General features: G+C 63.1%; 17 protein-coding genes. 1 reads left to right on the top strand and 16 read right to left on the bottom strand.

The window, feature by feature from the left end:
* Positions 1-5: 5 nt before the first annotated feature.
* The 5 genes from lysA to VE009_RS09745 all read right to left on the bottom strand — a co-directional run bounded on the left by lysA (position 6) and on the right by VE009_RS09745 (position 5677).
* Positions 6-1343, bottom strand: coding sequence for a diaminopimelate decarboxylase (lysA, locus tag VE009_RS09765; RefSeq protein ID WP_325007205.1), 1338 nt, complete (start codon positions 1341-1343; stop codon positions 6-8).
* A gap of 94 nt (positions 1344-1437) precedes the next feature.
* Entirely contained in the window at positions 1438-3117 is a 1680-nt protein-coding gene (locus tag VE009_RS09760) for a spore germination protein (protein WP_325007204.1), read from the bottom strand.
* 43 nt (positions 3118-3160) lie between these two features.
* Entirely contained in the window at positions 3161-3589 is a 429-nt protein-coding gene (locus VE009_RS09755) for a stage V sporulation protein AB (protein ID WP_325007203.1), read from the bottom strand.
* Positions 3586-4215, bottom strand: a complete 630-nt coding sequence (locus VE009_RS09750; protein WP_325007202.1) for a stage V sporulation protein AA — start codon at positions 4213-4215, stop codon at positions 3586-3588. The genes VE009_RS09755 and VE009_RS09750 overlap by 4 nt, the downstream gene beginning before the upstream one ends.
* 64 nt (positions 4216-4279) lie before the next feature.
* Positions 4280-5677 (bottom strand): PLP-dependent aminotransferase family protein, encoded by a 1398-nt coding sequence (locus VE009_RS09745; RefSeq protein ID WP_325007201.1) that lies wholly within the window; start codon positions 5675-5677, stop codon positions 4280-4282.
* A gap of 137 nt (positions 5678-5814) precedes the next feature.
* Here VE009_RS09745 and VE009_RS09740 point away from each other — a divergent pair, with 137 nt between their 5' ends.
* Positions 5815-6231 (top strand): GNAT family N-acetyltransferase, encoded by a 417-nt coding sequence (locus tag VE009_RS09740; RefSeq protein ID WP_325007200.1) that lies wholly within the window; start codon positions 5815-5817, stop codon positions 6229-6231.
* A gap of 46 nt (positions 6232-6277) precedes the next feature.
* Here the strand turns inward: VE009_RS09740 and sigF are convergent, their stop codons facing one another.
* From sigF to VE009_RS09685, 11 genes are all read right to left on the bottom strand, one after another.
* The gene (gene sigF / locus VE009_RS09735) at positions 6278-7033 is read right to left on the bottom strand and encodes an RNA polymerase sporulation sigma factor SigF (RefSeq protein ID WP_325007199.1); all 756 of its coding nucleotides are present in this window, start codon (positions 7031-7033) and stop codon (positions 6278-6280) included.
* Positions 7034-7044: 11 nt separating this feature from the next.
* Positions 7045-7491, bottom strand: a complete 447-nt coding sequence (gene spoIIAB / locus VE009_RS09730; RefSeq protein ID WP_325007198.1) for an anti-sigma F factor — start codon at positions 7489-7491, stop codon at positions 7045-7047.
* The gene (spoIIAA, locus tag VE009_RS09725; RefSeq protein ID WP_325007197.1) at positions 7488-7841 is read right to left on the bottom strand and encodes an anti-sigma F factor antagonist; all 354 of its coding nucleotides are present in this window, start codon (positions 7839-7841) and stop codon (positions 7488-7490) included. Before spoIIAA ends, spoIIAB begins: the two co-directional genes overlap by 4 nt.
* A 204-nt stretch (positions 7842-8045) precedes the next feature.
* The gene (locus tag VE009_RS09720) at positions 8046-9206 is read right to left on the bottom strand and encodes a D-alanyl-D-alanine carboxypeptidase family protein (RefSeq protein WP_325007416.1); all 1161 of its coding nucleotides are present in this window, start codon (positions 9204-9206) and stop codon (positions 8046-8048) included.
* A gap of 204 nt (positions 9207-9410) precedes the next feature.
* Entirely contained in the window at positions 9411-10055 is a 645-nt protein-coding gene (locus VE009_RS09715; RefSeq protein ID WP_325007196.1) for a hypothetical protein, read from the bottom strand.
* Between the two features lie 97 nt (positions 10056-10152).
* Positions 10153-10746: a TetR/AcrR family transcriptional regulator gene (locus VE009_RS09710; RefSeq protein ID WP_325007195.1), complete on the bottom strand. Its 594-nt coding sequence runs from the start codon at positions 10744-10746 to the stop codon at positions 10153-10155.
* A gap of 38 nt (positions 10747-10784) precedes the next feature.
* On the bottom strand, positions 10785-11582 hold the full coding sequence (locus tag VE009_RS09705; protein ID WP_325007194.1) for an ABC transporter permease subunit: 798 nt from the start codon (positions 11580-11582) through the stop codon (positions 10785-10787).
* Positions 11579-12484, bottom strand: a complete 906-nt coding sequence (locus VE009_RS09700; protein WP_325007193.1) for an ABC transporter ATP-binding protein — start codon at positions 12482-12484, stop codon at positions 11579-11581. The genes VE009_RS09705 and VE009_RS09700 overlap by 4 nt, the downstream gene beginning before the upstream one ends.
* Positions 12485-12569: 85 nt before the next feature.
* Positions 12570-12956, bottom strand: coding sequence for a hypothetical protein (locus VE009_RS09695; RefSeq protein WP_325007192.1), 387 nt, complete (start codon positions 12954-12956; stop codon positions 12570-12572).
* Positions 12956-14299, bottom strand: a complete 1344-nt coding sequence (locus VE009_RS09690) for a pyrimidine-nucleoside phosphorylase (protein WP_325007191.1) — start codon at positions 14297-14299, stop codon at positions 12956-12958. The genes VE009_RS09695 and VE009_RS09690 overlap by 1 nt, the downstream gene beginning before the upstream one ends.
* A gap of 4 nt (positions 14300-14303) precedes the next feature.
* A complete protein-coding gene (locus VE009_RS09685) occupies positions 14304-15152 on the bottom strand; it encodes a purine-nucleoside phosphorylase (RefSeq protein WP_414694809.1) in 849 nt (282 codons plus the stop codon).
* Between the last annotated feature and the right edge of the window lie 28 nt (positions 15153-15180).

Raw genomic sequence — 15180 nt, 5'->3', positions numbered from 1 at the left:
CGCCGTTATCGTCCGTTCACCGCCGGCTGCTTTCGGAGACGCTCCGGAATGACGTCGTTCGAGACGAGGTCTTCGTACGTTTCGCGGCGGACGACGAGATCGGCTTCGCCGTCTTTCACGAACACGACCGCAGGGCGGCGCAGCCGGTTGTAGTTGCTCGCCATCGAGTAGTTGTACGCGCCCGTGCAGAACACCGCGAGCGTGTCGCCCGTCTGCACTTTCGGCAGCTCCACGTCCCAGATGAGCATGTCGCCGCTTTCGCAGCATTTGCCGGCGATCGACACCTTCTCCTCCGGCGCGTCGTTCGCGCGGTTCGCGATGACGGCTTCGTACACGGCGCCGTACAGCGCCGGGCGCGGGTTGTCCGTCATGCCGCCGTTGACGGCGACGTACTTGCGCACGCCCGGAATGTCCTTCACCGACCCGACCGTGTACAGCGTCGTGCCCGCGTCGCCGACGATGCTCCGGCCCGGCTCGATCCAAATGCTCGGCATTTCGAGGCCGTGCGCCCCGAACCGCTCCTTGACGGCGTCGGTAATCGCCTTGACGTACTCGCCGACCGCGAGCGGCAGGTCGCCTTCGACGTAGCGGATGCCGAACCCGCCGCCCAAATTGACGACCGGGAACGTTACGCCGAGCCGCTTCTTCACGTCCGCGGCGAAATCCGCCACCTTCTCGGCGGCGAGGCGGAAGCCTTCGACTTCGAAAATTTGCGAGCCGATATGCGAATGAACGCCAAGCAGCTCGAGATGCGGCGCTTCGGCGGCCGCTTTGACCGCTTCGAACGCCGCGCCGCCGGCGAGGTTGAAGCCGAACTTCGAATCTTCCTGTCCGGTCGAGATAAATTCGTGCGTGTGGGCCTCTACGCCCGGCGTAATGCGGAGCAGCGCCTTCGCGCGGATGCCCCGCTCGCCGGCCATCGCGTTCAGCAGCGCGATTTCCGTGAAATTGTCGACGACGAAGCAGCCGATGCCCGCCTCTAACCCCATCGCGATCTCTTCCGGCGTCTTGTTGTTGCCGTGGAAATGAATGCGGCGCGCCGGAAAGCCCGCCTCGAGCGCCGTGTACAGCTCGCCGTCCGACACGACGTCCAGCGCCAGCCCTTCTTCCTCGACGACGCGGACGATCGCTTTCACGCAGAACGCCTTGCTCGCGTACGACACCTCGAACGGCACGCCGGAGGCGCGGAACGCGTCCATGAATTCCCGGCACCGCTGGCGGACGAGCGCCTCGTCCACCACATATAAAGGCGTCCCGAACCTTTCGGCCAGGTCCGCCGTGTCGACCCCTCCGATTTCCAATCGGCCGTGGCGATTAATGCGACTCGTTCCGTATAAATGCATGTTCGTATCCCCTTTGGCTTGTCAATCCTCTCTGACTGACATTATCACAAAACCGCGGGGAAAAACAGAACCGGACGCCCGCTTCCATAAAAAATCACTTGCGTCCACCCGGCGCCATCCGGGTCCGGTCCTGCGGCTTCGTCAGCGTCATCCGGTACCTATGGGTAAGGAACGGCCGGCGGAAAATGATGTCCATCAGCGCCCGCGCGTTGAACGGAATGAACGGCCACATGTACGGCGTGCGGAGAGAACGCTGCGTAATAAGCATGAGCATCACCAGCATCGTGCCGACGGCGAAGCCGGGGATGCCGAACATCGCGACGGCGATGATCAGCCCGATCCGCACGAGCCGGTTCGCAAGCCCCAGCTCGTAGCTCGGCGTCGCGAACATGCCGATCGCGGCGACGGCCATATACAGAATGACCTCGTTGATGAACAGCCCCGCCTTAATCGCGATATCGCCGATGAGAATCGCGGCGATAAGGCCCATCGCGGAGGCGAGCGGCGTCGGCGTATGGATGGCGGCGAGCCGCATCATGTCGACGCCGACCTCGACGAGCAAAAACTGCGCAATGATCGGCAGCCGGCCGGGCTCCTGCGGACCGACGAAGGCGAACGCCATCGGACGAAGCTCGGGCTTGAGCACGAACAAAAACCAGAGCGGCAGCAAAAAAATCGACGCGAACACGCCGAAAAAGCGCACCCAGCGCAAATACGTTCCGACGAACGGCGTCTGCCGATATTCCTCTGCATGCTGCACATGATGGAAAAACGTCGCCGGCAAAATGATGACGCTCGGGCTCGTATCGACGAACAAGCAGACATGGCCTTCGAGCAAATGGTACGCCGCCACGTCCGGCCGTTCCGTATACCGCACCGTCGGGAACGGATTCCAGCCTTTGCCGATGATCGCCTCTTCCAGCTCCTTATCCGCCATGGCGAGCCCGTCGATATCGAGCGCCTCGATCTTTTTCTTAACGGATTGCACGAGACTAATGTCCGCGATATCCTGAATGTACGCGATGCAAACGTCCGTTTTCGTCCGCCTGCCTACCTTGACGGCCTCCAGCTTCAACCGCGGGTCCTTCAGCCGCCGGCGCAGCAGCGTGACGTTCGTCAACAGCGTCTCGATGAAGCCGTCGCGCGAGCCGCGTACGACCTTCTCGACGGACGGCTCCTCCGTACCGCGCTGCGGCAAGCTTTTCACGTCCATGACGAGCGCCTTGGCTTCGCCTTCGATGAACAGCGCGCTGCCGCCCGCGAGCGTCTTGCCGATCACTTCGGTCATCGTCTTCAGCTCGTCGACCTGCACGTGCACGAGGTAGTTTTCGAACAGCTTCTTGGCCGCTCCCGCGGTCAGCTCCTTCGGCGACAGCAGCGATAGGCGGTTCATGATCATCGTCAGCACTTCGTCTTTGACGAAGCCGTTTAAATAAAACAAAATCGTGCGCTTGCCGCCGAACGTCATCTCCCGCGTGATCGCGTCGAAGCTCGCGTTGAATCCGGCTCGCTCTTCCATAACTCGCAGGACGTCGTCCAGATTCGTCGGGATGTCGTCCGTATACAGGAACGCCTTCTCCGCCTCGGTATACACGTATAAGTCGTTTTCCGGAGGCTCCTTCTTCGCCGGGATGCCTTCCCGAATGCGTTCCTTCAAGTCGGGCTCCGCCCCGCCGAACGGCACGTCCGGCTCGAATACCGCATCGATGTTCCCTTCCGGTACGAATACGACATCCTTCGTCCCGTTCGGTTCGCGCTGATCCGTCGCGCTCATCCTCGCTCACTCCTTAGAAGTCCTCTGGTGCCTTGCATTGCCTTTAATGTGTCCTGAACGCCAGCCATTCAAACAGCGAACCGAGCACCTTGCCGAGCACCATGGCGGCGAGCAGCCAGCGCAGCTGCAGCTCCATCCGAAGCCGCCTCGCCAAAATCGGGAATACGTTAAGCACCTCCGTGAGCGCCGCGGCCACCGTGCCGATGAATCCGCCCGTCAGCAAGCCGACAGCGAGCAGCACCCATTCGGGGAGGCCGAGCGAGAAGCCGAACAGGTCGGCGCACGTCCAAAACACCGCCCCGGCGACGACCGCGAGCTCGAGATCCGCGCCTCGCGAGGTGGAGCCCGTAATTTGCGCGAGGCGGGGGATGACGTCGAGCACGACGAGGAACGCCACGAGACCGCTGCCGACGGCGAGTCCGCTGGCGAGACCGAGGAACGCCTCCGCCGCGTACGCGAGCGCTTCCGTCATCGGCGTCCCCTCTCCCGCTTAGTTTCGTCCAGCCGTTTGTATTCCTCCGTCACGACGTATTGATGAACGCTCTCTTCGTACTTGAACATCTCCACGTCCAACGGACTCGGTTCCTCGTTGATTTTTTTCTTGAACACGTGGTTGAAAAAGATGACCATGCCAAGCCCGATGCCGAACGAGTACGGGATCTGCAGCGCGTACGGATGTTCCACCGTGCGGCCGGTCAGCAAAAAGACGATCCGTTGATGGACCGCCGGCATCGACACGTCTTCATGAAAATTCATAATCGCAAGCCCGGAGCCGAAAAACAACAGCAGCCAAACGATCACGAAACCGATCCGGCTCGCGGGTTTGCGGCCCGCGTACACTTCGACGAGCGTATGCGGGTCGCCGAACGCCTCGACCGACGCCTCCGGCGCCTCCCGGCGAATCGTTTCGATCACGCGCAAAATGTCGATCAGCACCAAATTGCCTTCCGAACGGTCCGGCCGATGCACGACGAGCGGAAGCAGCTTCGCCTCGAGCTCCGGCTCCGTGAGCAGCTGCGCCACGTCCCGCAATCGGACGACGCCGCCCCGCGGCACGCGCGAACGCTTGCGAAGGCGCAAATAGACAACAGGCTTCATCGCAGTCCCCTCCTACCATGTGTCCATAGTATGGGTGAGGGGACCGCTCGTCATGCGCGTCGGTCTACAGCCACAGCTCGTTCCGCAGCGCGGCGCGCTCTCTCGGCGTCGTGCGGAGCAGCCGCAGGGCCGCCGCGGCGAGCCGCTCGACGCCGGTTCGCAGCGCGGCTTCGTCCGCGCGGATGACGGACAGGCGCAGCAGCTGCGGACGCGGGAAGTCGGGGAGGTAGAACGGCTCCCCGTGCAGCGCGAGCACGCCCGCCTCCCGCAGCGCGCGGACGAGCTCCGTCTCGGGCAGCGACGCGGGAAGGCGCAGCGCGGCGAAAATGCCGCCCGCCGGCGCGTCGATCGCGAACGCGTCGGGCAGCGCCTCGCGGCACAGCCGAACGAGCGCGTCCATTCGGGCGCGGTACAGCCCCCGCATCGCTTCCGCGTGCCGCGCGTATATGCCGTTCTCGATGAACAGCTCCAGCGCGTTCTGCGACAGCGTCGAGGAGCTGAGGTCGGAAGCCGACTTGTACGCGCGGAACGTTCCCGCGAGCGCCGTCGGCAGCACGGCCGCGCCGAGCCTAAGGTCCGGCAGCATCGTTTTGGAGAAGCTTTTCACGTAGATGACCCGCTCGCTTCCGTCGCTCGCGACGATCGGCGCCTGCTTCGCGCCCGGGGCGGCCAGATCGGCCAAATAGTCGTCTTCCAGAATGTACACGTCATGCTTGCGCGCGAGCCGCGCGATGGATTCTCGCTGCGATTTCGAATAGCACCAGCCGGTCGGATTGTGGTAGCGGCTCGTCGTATAGAAGAACTTGATCTGGTTGCTGCGGAAATGCCGCTCGAGCTCGTCCAAATCGACGCCGTCCCGCGTCCGCTCGATGCCGATCGCCGGCACGTTCATAAGACGCAGCGCGCGCAGCATGCCGTGATACGCCGGCTGCTCGACGAGCACCTGCGTCTTGCCGTTCGGGAACGGCATCGCGGCGAGCAGCTGCAGCGCCTGCTGCGCGCCCGACGTGACGAACACGCGCGATTCGTCCGCGAACCAGCCGAGCTCCTTCAGCTGCCGCGAGATCGCGCGACGAAGCGACGGCAGCCCCTGCGGGTCGCCGTAATCGAACAGCGCCCCCTTATGCAGGAAGATCGCCTTGTTCATCGCCGCTTGAAACTCCCGGTACGGCATCGCCGACGCATCGGGCGAGGCCGACATCCAGTCGACGACGTCCGCGTCCCGCCGCTCCGCGGCATCGCCGCCCGATGTCGCGACGTAAAAACCCGCCTTCGGTTTCGCGTACAAATAGCCTTCGTCGCGCAAGTATTCGTAGGCGCGAAGCACCGAATTGACGCTGCAGCCGCGCTGCGCCGCCATCTCCCGGACGGACGGAAGCTTCGTCCCCGGCTTCCAAGCGCCTTCGTCCATCCGCTCCAGCGCATAGCGCACCAACGCCGCGTATTTGCTGTCCTCTTTCATCGAATCGCCGCCTTCCGCGCAATTTGTACCCGTACAATCGAACGAACTCGCGCTTCCTGAGGATCTCGCTTTCAAGGTATTATACCAATCATACCCAAGGAACTAGATTTCGAGAAGGATCAAGGAGGCAAACCGACATGGAATGGACTTGGGACGACCTCACGATTACGGACGAAGCGGAGCGCATCGACGTCGACGCGCTGTGCGGATGGCTGGCGGGCTCGTATTGGGCGGCCGAACGGAGCCGGGCGACGATTCTAAGGAGCATCGCAGGCTCGGTCTGCCTCTCGGCGTTCGCCGGCGGGAAGCAGGTCGGATTTCTGCGCGCGATTACGGACGGGGCGACGTTCTCTTGGATTTGCGACGTCATCGTCGACGAGGCGCATCGCGGCCGGGGCGTCGGCAAACGGTTGGTCGCCGCCGCGGTCGAGCATCCGACGCTGAAGGATACGCATATGGGGCTCGGCACGCGGGACGCGCACGGCCTGTACGAGCAGTACGGCTTCGTGCGCCGCGAAGCGATGGTGCGGCGGATCGGCGGGACGGCCGGCTGACTTGCGGCGGCGCACCTTCGCGAACAAGCCAAAAAACCAGACCGCCCTATTGGGCGATCTGGTCTTTGATGCTTTGCAATATCTTTTTCTCGAGCCTCGACACCTGCACCTGGGAAATGCCCAGCCTGGAGGCGACCTCGGATTGCGTCTGGTCCTTGTAGTACCTTAGGTAAACGATCAAGCGCTCCCGTTCGGACAGCGCGTTGATCGCTTCGCCCAACGCCAGCTTGTCAAACCATCGCTCCTGCGAGTCGTCCGCGATTTGGTCCATCAGCGTAATCGGATCGCCGTCGTTCTCGAACACCGTCTCGTGGATCGAAGACGGCGGCTTGTTGGCCTCCTGCGCGAACACGATTTCTTCCGGCGTGACGCCGAGCTCCTCCGCGACTTCGCCGATCGTCGGCAGCCGGCCGAGGCGCTTGGACAACTCGTCCTTCGTCTTGCGCACCTTGTTCGCCATTTCCTTGAGCGATCGGCTCACCTTCACCGTTCCGTCGTCCCGGAGGAATCGTTGGATTTCCCCGATAATCATCGGCACGGCGTACGTGGAAAACTTCACGTCGTAGGACAAGTCGAATTTATCGATCGACTTCAGCAGCCCGATGCAGCCGATTTGGAACAGGTCCTCCGGTTCGTACCCGCGGTTGAGAAACCGCTGCACGACCGACCAGACCAAGCGGATGTTGCAATTGACGAGCGTGTCGCGCGCGGTCGTTTCGCCGGCTTGGCTGAGCGCGATCAGGCGCTTGACTTCGGCGTCGTCAAGGTAGCTGTGCGAGGCGTTCTTTACATCGACATCCATCTGCCCAACTCCTAGTTATACATCACTTTTTTCGACTCGATCCGCTTCGCCATCTCTACCTTCGTGCCTTTGCCGGGCTCGGAGAACACCTCGACGCGATCCATGAAGTTTTCCATAATCGTAAAGCCCATGCCCGAGCGCTCCAGCTCCGGCTTCGAAGTGTAGAGCGGCGTGCGCGCCAGCTCCAAATCTTCGATGCCGCCGCCCTCGTCTTCGACGGTCAAATACAGCATGTCGCCTTCGATCCGGCCGCGGATCGTGACGACGCCGCTCGGGTCCTCGTTGTACCCGTGAATGATCGCGTTCGTCACCGCCTCCGAGATGACGGTCTTGATATCCGTCAGCTCGTCGAGCGTCGGGTCCAATTGGCTCGCGAACGCCGCGACCGCGACGCGCGCGAACGATTCGTTCACGGACCGGCTGGCGAACTGCAGCGTCATGAAATTCGTTTCGCTCATGATACGACCCCCAGACTCGAGAGCGCCTCTCGCTCGTTTTGTTCGATCGATACGATCTTGAACAAGCCGGACATATCGAACAGGCGGCGAACCGCCGGCGATACGTCGCAGACGACCATGCGGCCGCCCCGGCTCGTGATCAGCTTGTACCGGCCCAAGATGACGCCGATGCCGGAGCTGTCCATGAAGGATAAATCTTTCAAGCTTAACACGAGATGCGTGACGTTCCCCCGAATAATGGCGTCTTCCATTTGCGTGCGAGCCGAGTCCGCCGAATGATGGTCCAATTCGCCGGTCATCCGGACGATGAGCGCTTGACGATGCTGCTCCATATGAATGCCGAAGCTCATGCTGTTCCCTCTCCTTCCTGGTCTTGTCCGTTCCAATTCTACGGAAGGTTCTTCCTTTCCTGCCTGCCGACAAAACTAGAAGCAATGCGACATTTTCCACTCTATTTCGCAGGAACCTCGGGAATTTGCTAGGTTGATATGAGCGTCGGAACGACGCCTCGCCCCCGCCGGAATGTCGGCGGGGACGTTAGGGTCGGAACTCGGTCACTCGATCAAAAACAGCTTCGATGCGGTTCGCTTCAGGATGGTCCACCAGCTGGCGGTTTGGATGTCGACCGGCGACTCGATATCGTACTCTCGTAGCACCCCGTCGCCCTTATAGACGACGATTTTGCCGATTCGTTGGCCGATGGCGATCGGCGCCTTCAAGTTTTCGTCGTAGGTTAACTCGTAGCGGATGTCGTTCGTCGACTCGCCTTTGCGGAGCAGCACGCTGTATTGGTGGTCGGCTTTCAGCTCGATGTACGGCTGCTGTCCCTTCTCGACGCGGATCGTGCCGATCGGGTCGCCGTCCTTAATCAGAATGTGGTTCTGGAATTGAGCGAACGCGTAATCGAACAGCGCCGTCACTTCGGCGTTGCGCGTTTTCGTGTCCGGCTCGCCGAGCACGACCGCGATGACGCGGAAGTTGTCCCGCTTCGCCGTCGCGGACAAACAAAACTTCGCTTCGCTCGTATACCCCGTCTTCAGGCCGTCCGCGCCGGAATAAAAGCGGACGAGCTTATTCGTGTTGACGAGCCAGAACGGCTTCTCGGAATCTTTGCGCAGATAGTCTTGGTAGACGCTCGTAAAAGACGTAATTTCCTCGTGCTTCATGAGCTCGCGCGACATGATCGCGATATCTTCCGCCGTCGTATAGTGGTTGTCCGCCGGCAATCCGTTCACGTTCACGAAATTCGTGTTGTTCATGCCGAGTTCTTTCGCGCGCTCGTTCATCATTTGGACGAACGCTGCTTCGCTGCCGGCGATTTTCTCGGCCATCGCGACGGACGCGTCGTTGCCGGACGCCATCGCGATGCCCTTCAGCATTTCGCGGACCGTCATCGTCTCGCCGACCTCGAGGAAAATTTGCGAGCCGCCCATCGAAGCCGCGTATTCGCTCGTCGTCACGGGGTCGTCGAACTTGATTTTGCCGGCGTCCAGCGCCTCCATGATGAGCAGCATCGTCATAATTTTCGTGATCGATGCCGGAGGCAGCTTCTCCGCCTTGTTTTTCTCGAAGATGACGGTGCCGGTGTCGGCGTCCATCAAAATCGCGGACCGCGCGTTCGGCGCGAGGTCGACCGCCGGCGCCTGCGCGGTGGCAGCTTCGTCCGCCCCGATGGAAGCGCTGGCGGCGGTGCTGAACGATAAAGCGATAAGCATGGCGAGGATGGTCGTTGCAAGTCGTTTCGTCTGTGCTTTAAACAAATTCTACCCCTCCTGATTCTGCATTGCCCTTCGCGAGAAATTGGCAAAATGCGGTTTGTGCGCTTTTACCATTGTTGACGGCGCTGGACCGTTTTATACCGGAAGGACGCCGCCCTCGAGGCGCGGCGGCGCCTTTTTTTCGCGGGAAATTTCCCGGCGTCAGCGGAGGGTCGCCCGCGCCTCGGCGGGCTTGTATGCGCGGATGCGGCCCGCGCCTCGCCCGGCGGGACGCAGCACCCGCTTGGCGACCAACGCTTTCAGCTTTTTGCGGGCCGTCTTGTCGCAGACTCGCAGCAGGCGGGAGACGTCCGCCGGCGTAATCGGCCGCGGCGCTTGCTGCGCCAGACGGGCGATTTCCCGCTCGCACGGGGCGAGGCCGTCGCTCGCGATCGATTCCGGATACAGCCGCGCGAACAAAGCGGCCAGCGCTTCGCGGCACCGCTCGGGAGCGTCCCGCACGTCGCCGTACGAGAACCGGACGGCGACGCGTATCGTCGGCGCGGCCCCGGTTGTCTCGGGCGGGCGCGCCGGCCGCGAGGCGGCGTTCGCCTCCTTCGCGGGATCGCCTCCGTCGATTTCCACCGCGATGGCGAACGGCTCGCGGGCGTATTCGAACCGGCCCGCGCGCTCGTCCCCCGCCCGCTCCCCGGGGCGCAGCCGCTCGAACGAGCGGAACGCCGGCCACCAGACGCGCCGCGCGAACAGCCGCTCCGCCCGCGTCGGCCTCCTCCCTCCGGCGCCCGCCGCCGCGAAGCTTACGAGCCAGCTTTTATACTCGGTTTCGAATGCGGCCGTCGTACTCAATCGCGCGTGTCCTCCTGCGCCGCGAAACGCAAAAACGCCGCCCGTTCTCCTGAAGAGAACCGAGCGGCGCGTGCTTCGCGGCCGTATTTTTTATAAATTATACCTGATCCGGGGCGACGATGCCATAATACAAAATCGAGAGCAGCTGCTCCCCGACCGTACGAACGTCGAGCGGGCCGCCCATCGCCTCGGAGCGGGCGACGAAATCTTTCAGCCCCATCATGAACAGCAGCACGACGTGGGGCGACAAATCTTTGCGGATTTGGCCTTTCTGCTGGCCTTCGAAAATAAGCCGTTCCATCAGCGGCGTCACGGTCTGATACTGCAGCTGCACGATCCGCTTCGCCTTCTCCGGATACAGCCGCATCAAATCGCTCACGAACGCGCCGTTGATATGATCCATTCCGCGGTACTGCGCCATCGCTTTGAACGCTTCGAGCGGGGACGGCGCGCCTTCCAGCATCGACCGAAAGTCCTCTTGCCCGCGTTCCATCAAGGCGTCCAGCACCAAATCGAGCAGCTGGTCTTTGCTCCCCACATATTTATACAGCGTCATTTTCGAGACGGGAACCGCCTCCGCGACGTCGTCCATGCTCGTCTCGGCGATGCCCCGGCTGCAAAACAGCCGCTCCGCCGTTTCGACGATGCTTCGGCGCTTCTCCTGTTCTTTCGGCTTTTTCGGTTCGTTCACCTTACCCTGCTCCTCGCTGCCGCCGCCGCGCTTCCCCTTTACACGTCCTGACGGCGCAACACCGCCCATCCGACGAGCAAGCCGACGATATATATCCCTAATGTAGTCCCGACGCCGAGCGGTGTCAAGACGCCTTCGGCCAAGATGTCGCCGCTGTCGAACGCTTGGAATAGACTGAGCTGCGCCAGCCGGCGGATGCCGCCTTGCAGTCCGTCCAGCATGTTCAGCAGGAACGAAACGACGACGATGCCGGCCGCGGCGCCCATCGCCGAGCGTTCCGACCGCAGCAGCGCCGTCAGCGCGAAGCCGAGGCCGCTGAACGCCAGCGCCGTCAAATACCCGCCGGTCAGCAGCAGCGCCACCTTACCGGGCTCGTTCACGTCCGCCGCCGCGTATCCGACGCCGAGCGTCGCCGCGACGCCGAGCGCGTACACCGCGGTCACCTGCAGTCCATGCGCCGCCGCTTTCGAGAAATAGATTTGCGCGCGGCCGTACGGCAGCGAGAACAGCCACTCCGCCGTGCCGCGGTCCCGCTCCTTGGCGATCGACGCCGCCGCCCACATCGAGCCGAAGACGCCCATCAGCAGCGTGTAGAACGTGTACGGCTGCGTCGACATCCAGCCTTCGAACGTCGTCAGCGCGGCCGGGTCGATGCCGACGGCGGCGAGCAGTGCCGGCGGATACGATTCTACCAGCTTCATGAGTTCCTCGTTTCCGGTATACATGTCCGCGACGCCGGCGAACATCGCGAGGAACGACAGAACGACGACCGCCGCGGTCGCGAAGCCCCGCCGTCCCAGCTTCCATTCCAGTTGGATCACATTCGCTTTGATCATTGGCGGGCGCCTCCCTTCTCGTAATAGGCCATGAACAACTCTTCCAGCGTCGGCTTGCGGATGTCGATGTCTGCGATCGGCAAGCGCGCGATATCCCGGAGCGACTCATGGATCGCCGGCCCCTCCGCCGTAAAATGATGCACGCCGTCGCGGTATGAGACTTGCGGATCGATCGCCCGCAGCTCGTATTTTTCGATCAAGCTGCCGGGCTCCTGGTAGGCGACCGCGATATGCAGCCGGCTGCGCCCGGGGATGGCGTCCACCTCGGACACGTGGCGAATTTCCCCGTCCTTCAGGAACGCCACCCGTTTGCAAAGCCGTTCGACCTCGGTGAGGACGTGCGTCGAGAAAAAGATCGTCGCCCCTTCCCGGTTCCGCTCCCGCAGCAGCTCGAAGAACGATTGCTGGACGAGCGGGTCGAGCCCCGACGTCGGTTCGTCGAGGATGAGCAGCTCCGGCTCGTGAATCAAGGCGGCGATGATGCCGAGCTTTTTCCGGTTGCCGAGCGAATACGATTTGATGCGGCGCGACATGTCGAATTGGAGGCGCTCCGCATACTCGCGGGCGCGGGTTCGCTCGAGCCGCAAGCCGTAGGCGCGCGCCGCGAACGCGAGCAGCTGCTCGCCCGTCAGTTCGGGGTAAAACTCGACCTCCGACGGCAAATAGCCGACGGACGCCCGCAGCTCCGCCGCATCTCCCCGCACCGGCCGGCCGAGGAGCTTGATGGCGCCGCTGTCCGGCCGGGACAGCCCCATCAGCATGCGGATGGTCGTCGATTTGCCGGCTCCGTTCGGGCCGATAAAGCCGAATATTTCGCCCGGCTCCACGGCAAGGTCGACGTTGCTGACGCCGCGGGCAGCGCCGTACGTCTTCGTCACGCGCACGGCTTCGATTGCTAGCATGTCGGACACCTCATTTATACTTTATATTTGTTTATAGTATATTTTTAACTCTCATTTAGTGCATGTGTCAACCGTTTTTATACTTTTATTTATTTAATTGGTATACTCGAAGAGTATAAAAATAAAGCTCGAACGTCTCCGAAACCGCGCCGGGATTGAAATGAGAAATTGTACTAATCTTAAAAAAAATTTTTGGCACGCCGCACTCACCGTGGGTTTGCACAACTGTTGTGCGGTTCGCCTGCAAGAGCACAAATTTTGTGCGGTTCCGGCGGGTGACGGCGGCGGCGCGGGGTGCGGCAGGCAGCCGGATGTGCGGCGACAGCGCAAAATTTGTGCGGTTCGCCGGGAAGAGCACAACTTTTGTGCGGTTCCGGCGAGAGGCAGCGGTGCGGGGGCCTGCGGGCGACGGCGAGCTTCCCTCCAGCACAAGAAAAGCCTGCGTCCCAATTAAGGACGCAGGCTTAATCATCAATCGAACCGCTCGACGCCGTCTTTCGTCACGACCGCGCGGACGAGCGGCGGCGGGGCCGCCGCGGCGTCCCGCAATTCGAACGCGGCCGCCGTCCGGCGCAGGACGTCGTCCAGCGCCTCGCCACCCATCGCCGCGTTCACGTGCAGCTCCGCCACGCTCTCGCCCGCGTCGACCGTGTCGCCGATCCGCTTCAGCAGGCGGATGCCGACCGACAGGTCGATGCTCGAGCTTTTCGTGGCGCGGCCCGCGCCAAGCAGCATCGCCGCCGTGCCAAGCGCCTCGGCCTCGATGGCGGTCACGGCGCCGGCGCGAGGCGCAGGCACCGGTACGACGCGCGCGGCGCTAGGCAAGCGGGACGGGTCGTCCGCGACGGCCGGATCGCCCCCCTGCGCGCCGAGCAGCTCGGCGAACTTGCGCAGCGCCTCGCCGGAGGCGAGCTTCGCCCGCAGCGTCTCCTTCGCCGCCTCGACCGACGGCGCCGCGCCGCCGAGCACGAGCATATGCGCGCCGAGCGTCAGCGTCACCTCGATCAAATCGGGCGACACGCCGCTCTCCCCGCGCAGGACGGCGAGCGCTTCGCGCACCTCGAGCGCGTTGCCGATCGCGTTGCCGAGCGGCTGGTTCATGTCGCTGATGACCGCGACCGTGCGGCGGCCGACCTCCGTGCCGATCGCGACCATCGCTTCGGCCAGCCGGATCGAATCGTCGACCGTCTTCATGAACGCGCCGCCGCCCGTCTTCACGTCGAGCACGATCGCATCGGCCCCGGCGGCGATTTTCTTGCTCATGACGGAACTCGCGATGAGCGGCACCGCTTCGATCGTCGCCGTCACGTCGCGCAGCCCGTACAGCAGCTTATCCGCCGGCGTGATGTTGCCCGACTGCGAAATGACCGCCGCGCCGATCCGATTCACCTGCGCGACGAATTCCTGCTGCGACAGCTCCACCCGAAAACCGGGGATCGACTCCAGCTTGTCGATCGTGCCGCCGGTATGGCCGAGGCCGCGGCCGGACATCTTGGCGACGGGCACGCCGCAGCTCGCGACGAGCGGCGCCAAAATCAACGTCGTCGTGTCGCCCACGCCGCCGGTCGAATGCTTGTCGACTTTCACGCCGCGCACGGCCGACAAATCGACGGTGTCGCCGGATTCCGCCATGGCGAGCGTCAGCGCCGCCGTTTCCCTCGCGGTCATACCCCGGAAAAACACCGCCATCGCCCAGGCGGACATTTGGTAATCCGGCACCTCGCCGGAGACGTAGCCCTCGATGAGAAACCGGATTTGCTCCGGCGTCAGCTCCGCTCCGTCGCGCTTCGCCCGAATGAGATCGACCGCGCGCATCGCGTTACACCTCGACGTCGCGCACGAACGCGCGGACGAGCGACTTGAACTTCGGCTTCGTCCGGTTCGCCACGGCGACGACCTGCTCGTGCGTGAGCGGCTCGAGCTCTTCGCCGATCGCCATGTCCGTGATGCAGGAGATGCCGAGCACGCGCATGCCCGCATGCCGCGCGGCGATCGTCTCGCCGACCGTCGACATGCCGACGGCGTCGCCGCCGACGCGGGCGAGCATGATCAGCTCGGCCGGCGTCATGTACGTCGGACCGCTAATGCCGCAGTAGACGCCTTCCACAAGGCGCAGCGGCTCGCCGCTCTCGCCCCGGACGCCCTCGGCGAGCCGGCGAGCCAGCGCGCGGTATTCCGCGTCGTACGCGGTCGACATGTCCGGGAACCGGACGCCGAGCCGCGGGTCGTTCGCGCCGACGAGCGGGTTGTCGCCCGTCAGATTGATATGGTCCGCGATCAGCATCAAATCGCCCGCTTGGAACGAGCGGTTCATGCCGCCCGCCGCGTTCGTGACGACGAGCGTCGACACGCCGAGCAGCTTCATGACGTACACCGGGAACACGACTTTGCGCATCGCATACCCTTCGTAATAGTGGAAGCGGCCCTGCATGACGATGACCGTCTTGCCCTCCAGCTCGCCGATCACGAATTGCCCCGCATGTCCTTCCACGGTCGACACCGGGAAATGCGGCAGCTCGTCGTACGGCACCTTCACCGCGTCCGCGATGTCGTCGCCGAGGTCGCCGAGGCCGGAGCCGAGAATGAGGCCGATCTTCGGCTGCCGGCCGCCGAGCTTCGCGCGGAGCGCGTCCGCCGCTTCTTGCAGTTGTTCGATATATGTAGCCATCAGTTATAGCATCCTCCCGTTAAGCCGC

Source organism: Paenibacillus sp., from assembly GCF_035645195.1.
GTDB lineage: Bacteria > Bacillota > Bacilli > Paenibacillales > YIM-B00363 > Paenibacillus_AE.
The sequence above is the reverse complement of the archived record's forward strand: the minus strand, read 5'-3'. Positions and strand labels throughout refer to the sequence as shown.

Excerpts from the sequence above, each read along its gene's own strand:
- lysA (WP_325007205.1), bottom strand. The coding sequence starts at position 1,343 with ATGCATTTATACGGAACGAGTCGCATTAATCGCCACGGCCGATTGGAA.
- VE009_RS09760 (WP_325007204.1), bottom strand. The coding sequence starts at position 3,117 with ATGAGCGCGACGGATCAGCGCGAACCGAACGGGACGAAGGATGTCGTA.
- VE009_RS09755 (WP_325007203.1), bottom strand. The coding sequence starts at position 3,589 with ATGACGGAAGCGCTCGCGTACGCGGCGGAGGCGTTCCTCGGTCTCGCC.
- VE009_RS09750 (WP_325007202.1), bottom strand. The coding sequence starts at position 4,215 with ATGAAGCCTGTTGTCTATTTGCGCCTTCGCAAGCGTTCGCGCGTGCCG.
- VE009_RS09745 (WP_325007201.1), bottom strand. The coding sequence starts at position 5,677 with ATGAAAGAGGACAGCAAATACGCGGCGTTGGTGCGCTATGCGCTGGAG.
- VE009_RS09740 (WP_325007200.1), top strand. The coding sequence starts at position 5,815 with ATGGAATGGACTTGGGACGACCTCACGATTACGGACGAAGCGGAGCGC.
- sigF (WP_325007199.1), bottom strand. The coding sequence starts at position 7,033 with ATGGATGTCGATGTAAAGAACGCCTCGCACAGCTACCTTGACGACGCC.
- spoIIAB (WP_325007198.1), bottom strand. The coding sequence starts at position 7,491 with ATGAGCGAAACGAATTTCATGACGCTGCAGTTCGCCAGCCGGTCCGTG.
- spoIIAA (WP_325007197.1), bottom strand. The coding sequence starts at position 7,841 with ATGAGCTTCGGCATTCATATGGAGCAGCATCGTCAAGCGCTCATCGTC.
- VE009_RS09720 (WP_325007416.1), bottom strand. The coding sequence starts at position 9,206 with ATGCTTATCGCTTTATCGTTCAGCACCGCCGCCAGCGCTTCCATCGGG.
- VE009_RS09705 (WP_325007194.1), bottom strand. The coding sequence starts at position 11,582 with ATGATCAAAGCGAATGTGATCCAACTGGAATGGAAGCTGGGACGGCGG.
- VE009_RS09700 (WP_325007193.1), bottom strand. The coding sequence starts at position 12,484 with ATGCTAGCAATCGAAGCCGTGCGCGTGACGAAGACGTACGGCGCTGCC.
- VE009_RS09695 (WP_325007192.1), bottom strand. The coding sequence starts at position 12,956 with ATGATTAAGCCTGCGTCCTTAATTGGGACGCAGGCTTTTCTTGTGCTG.
- VE009_RS09690 (WP_325007191.1), bottom strand. The coding sequence starts at position 14,299 with ATGCGCGCGGTCGATCTCATTCGGGCGAAGCGCGACGGAGCGGAGCTG.
- VE009_RS09685 (WP_414694809.1), bottom strand. The coding sequence starts at position 15,152 with ATGGCTACATATATCGAACAACTGCAAGAAGCGGCGGACGCGCTCCGC.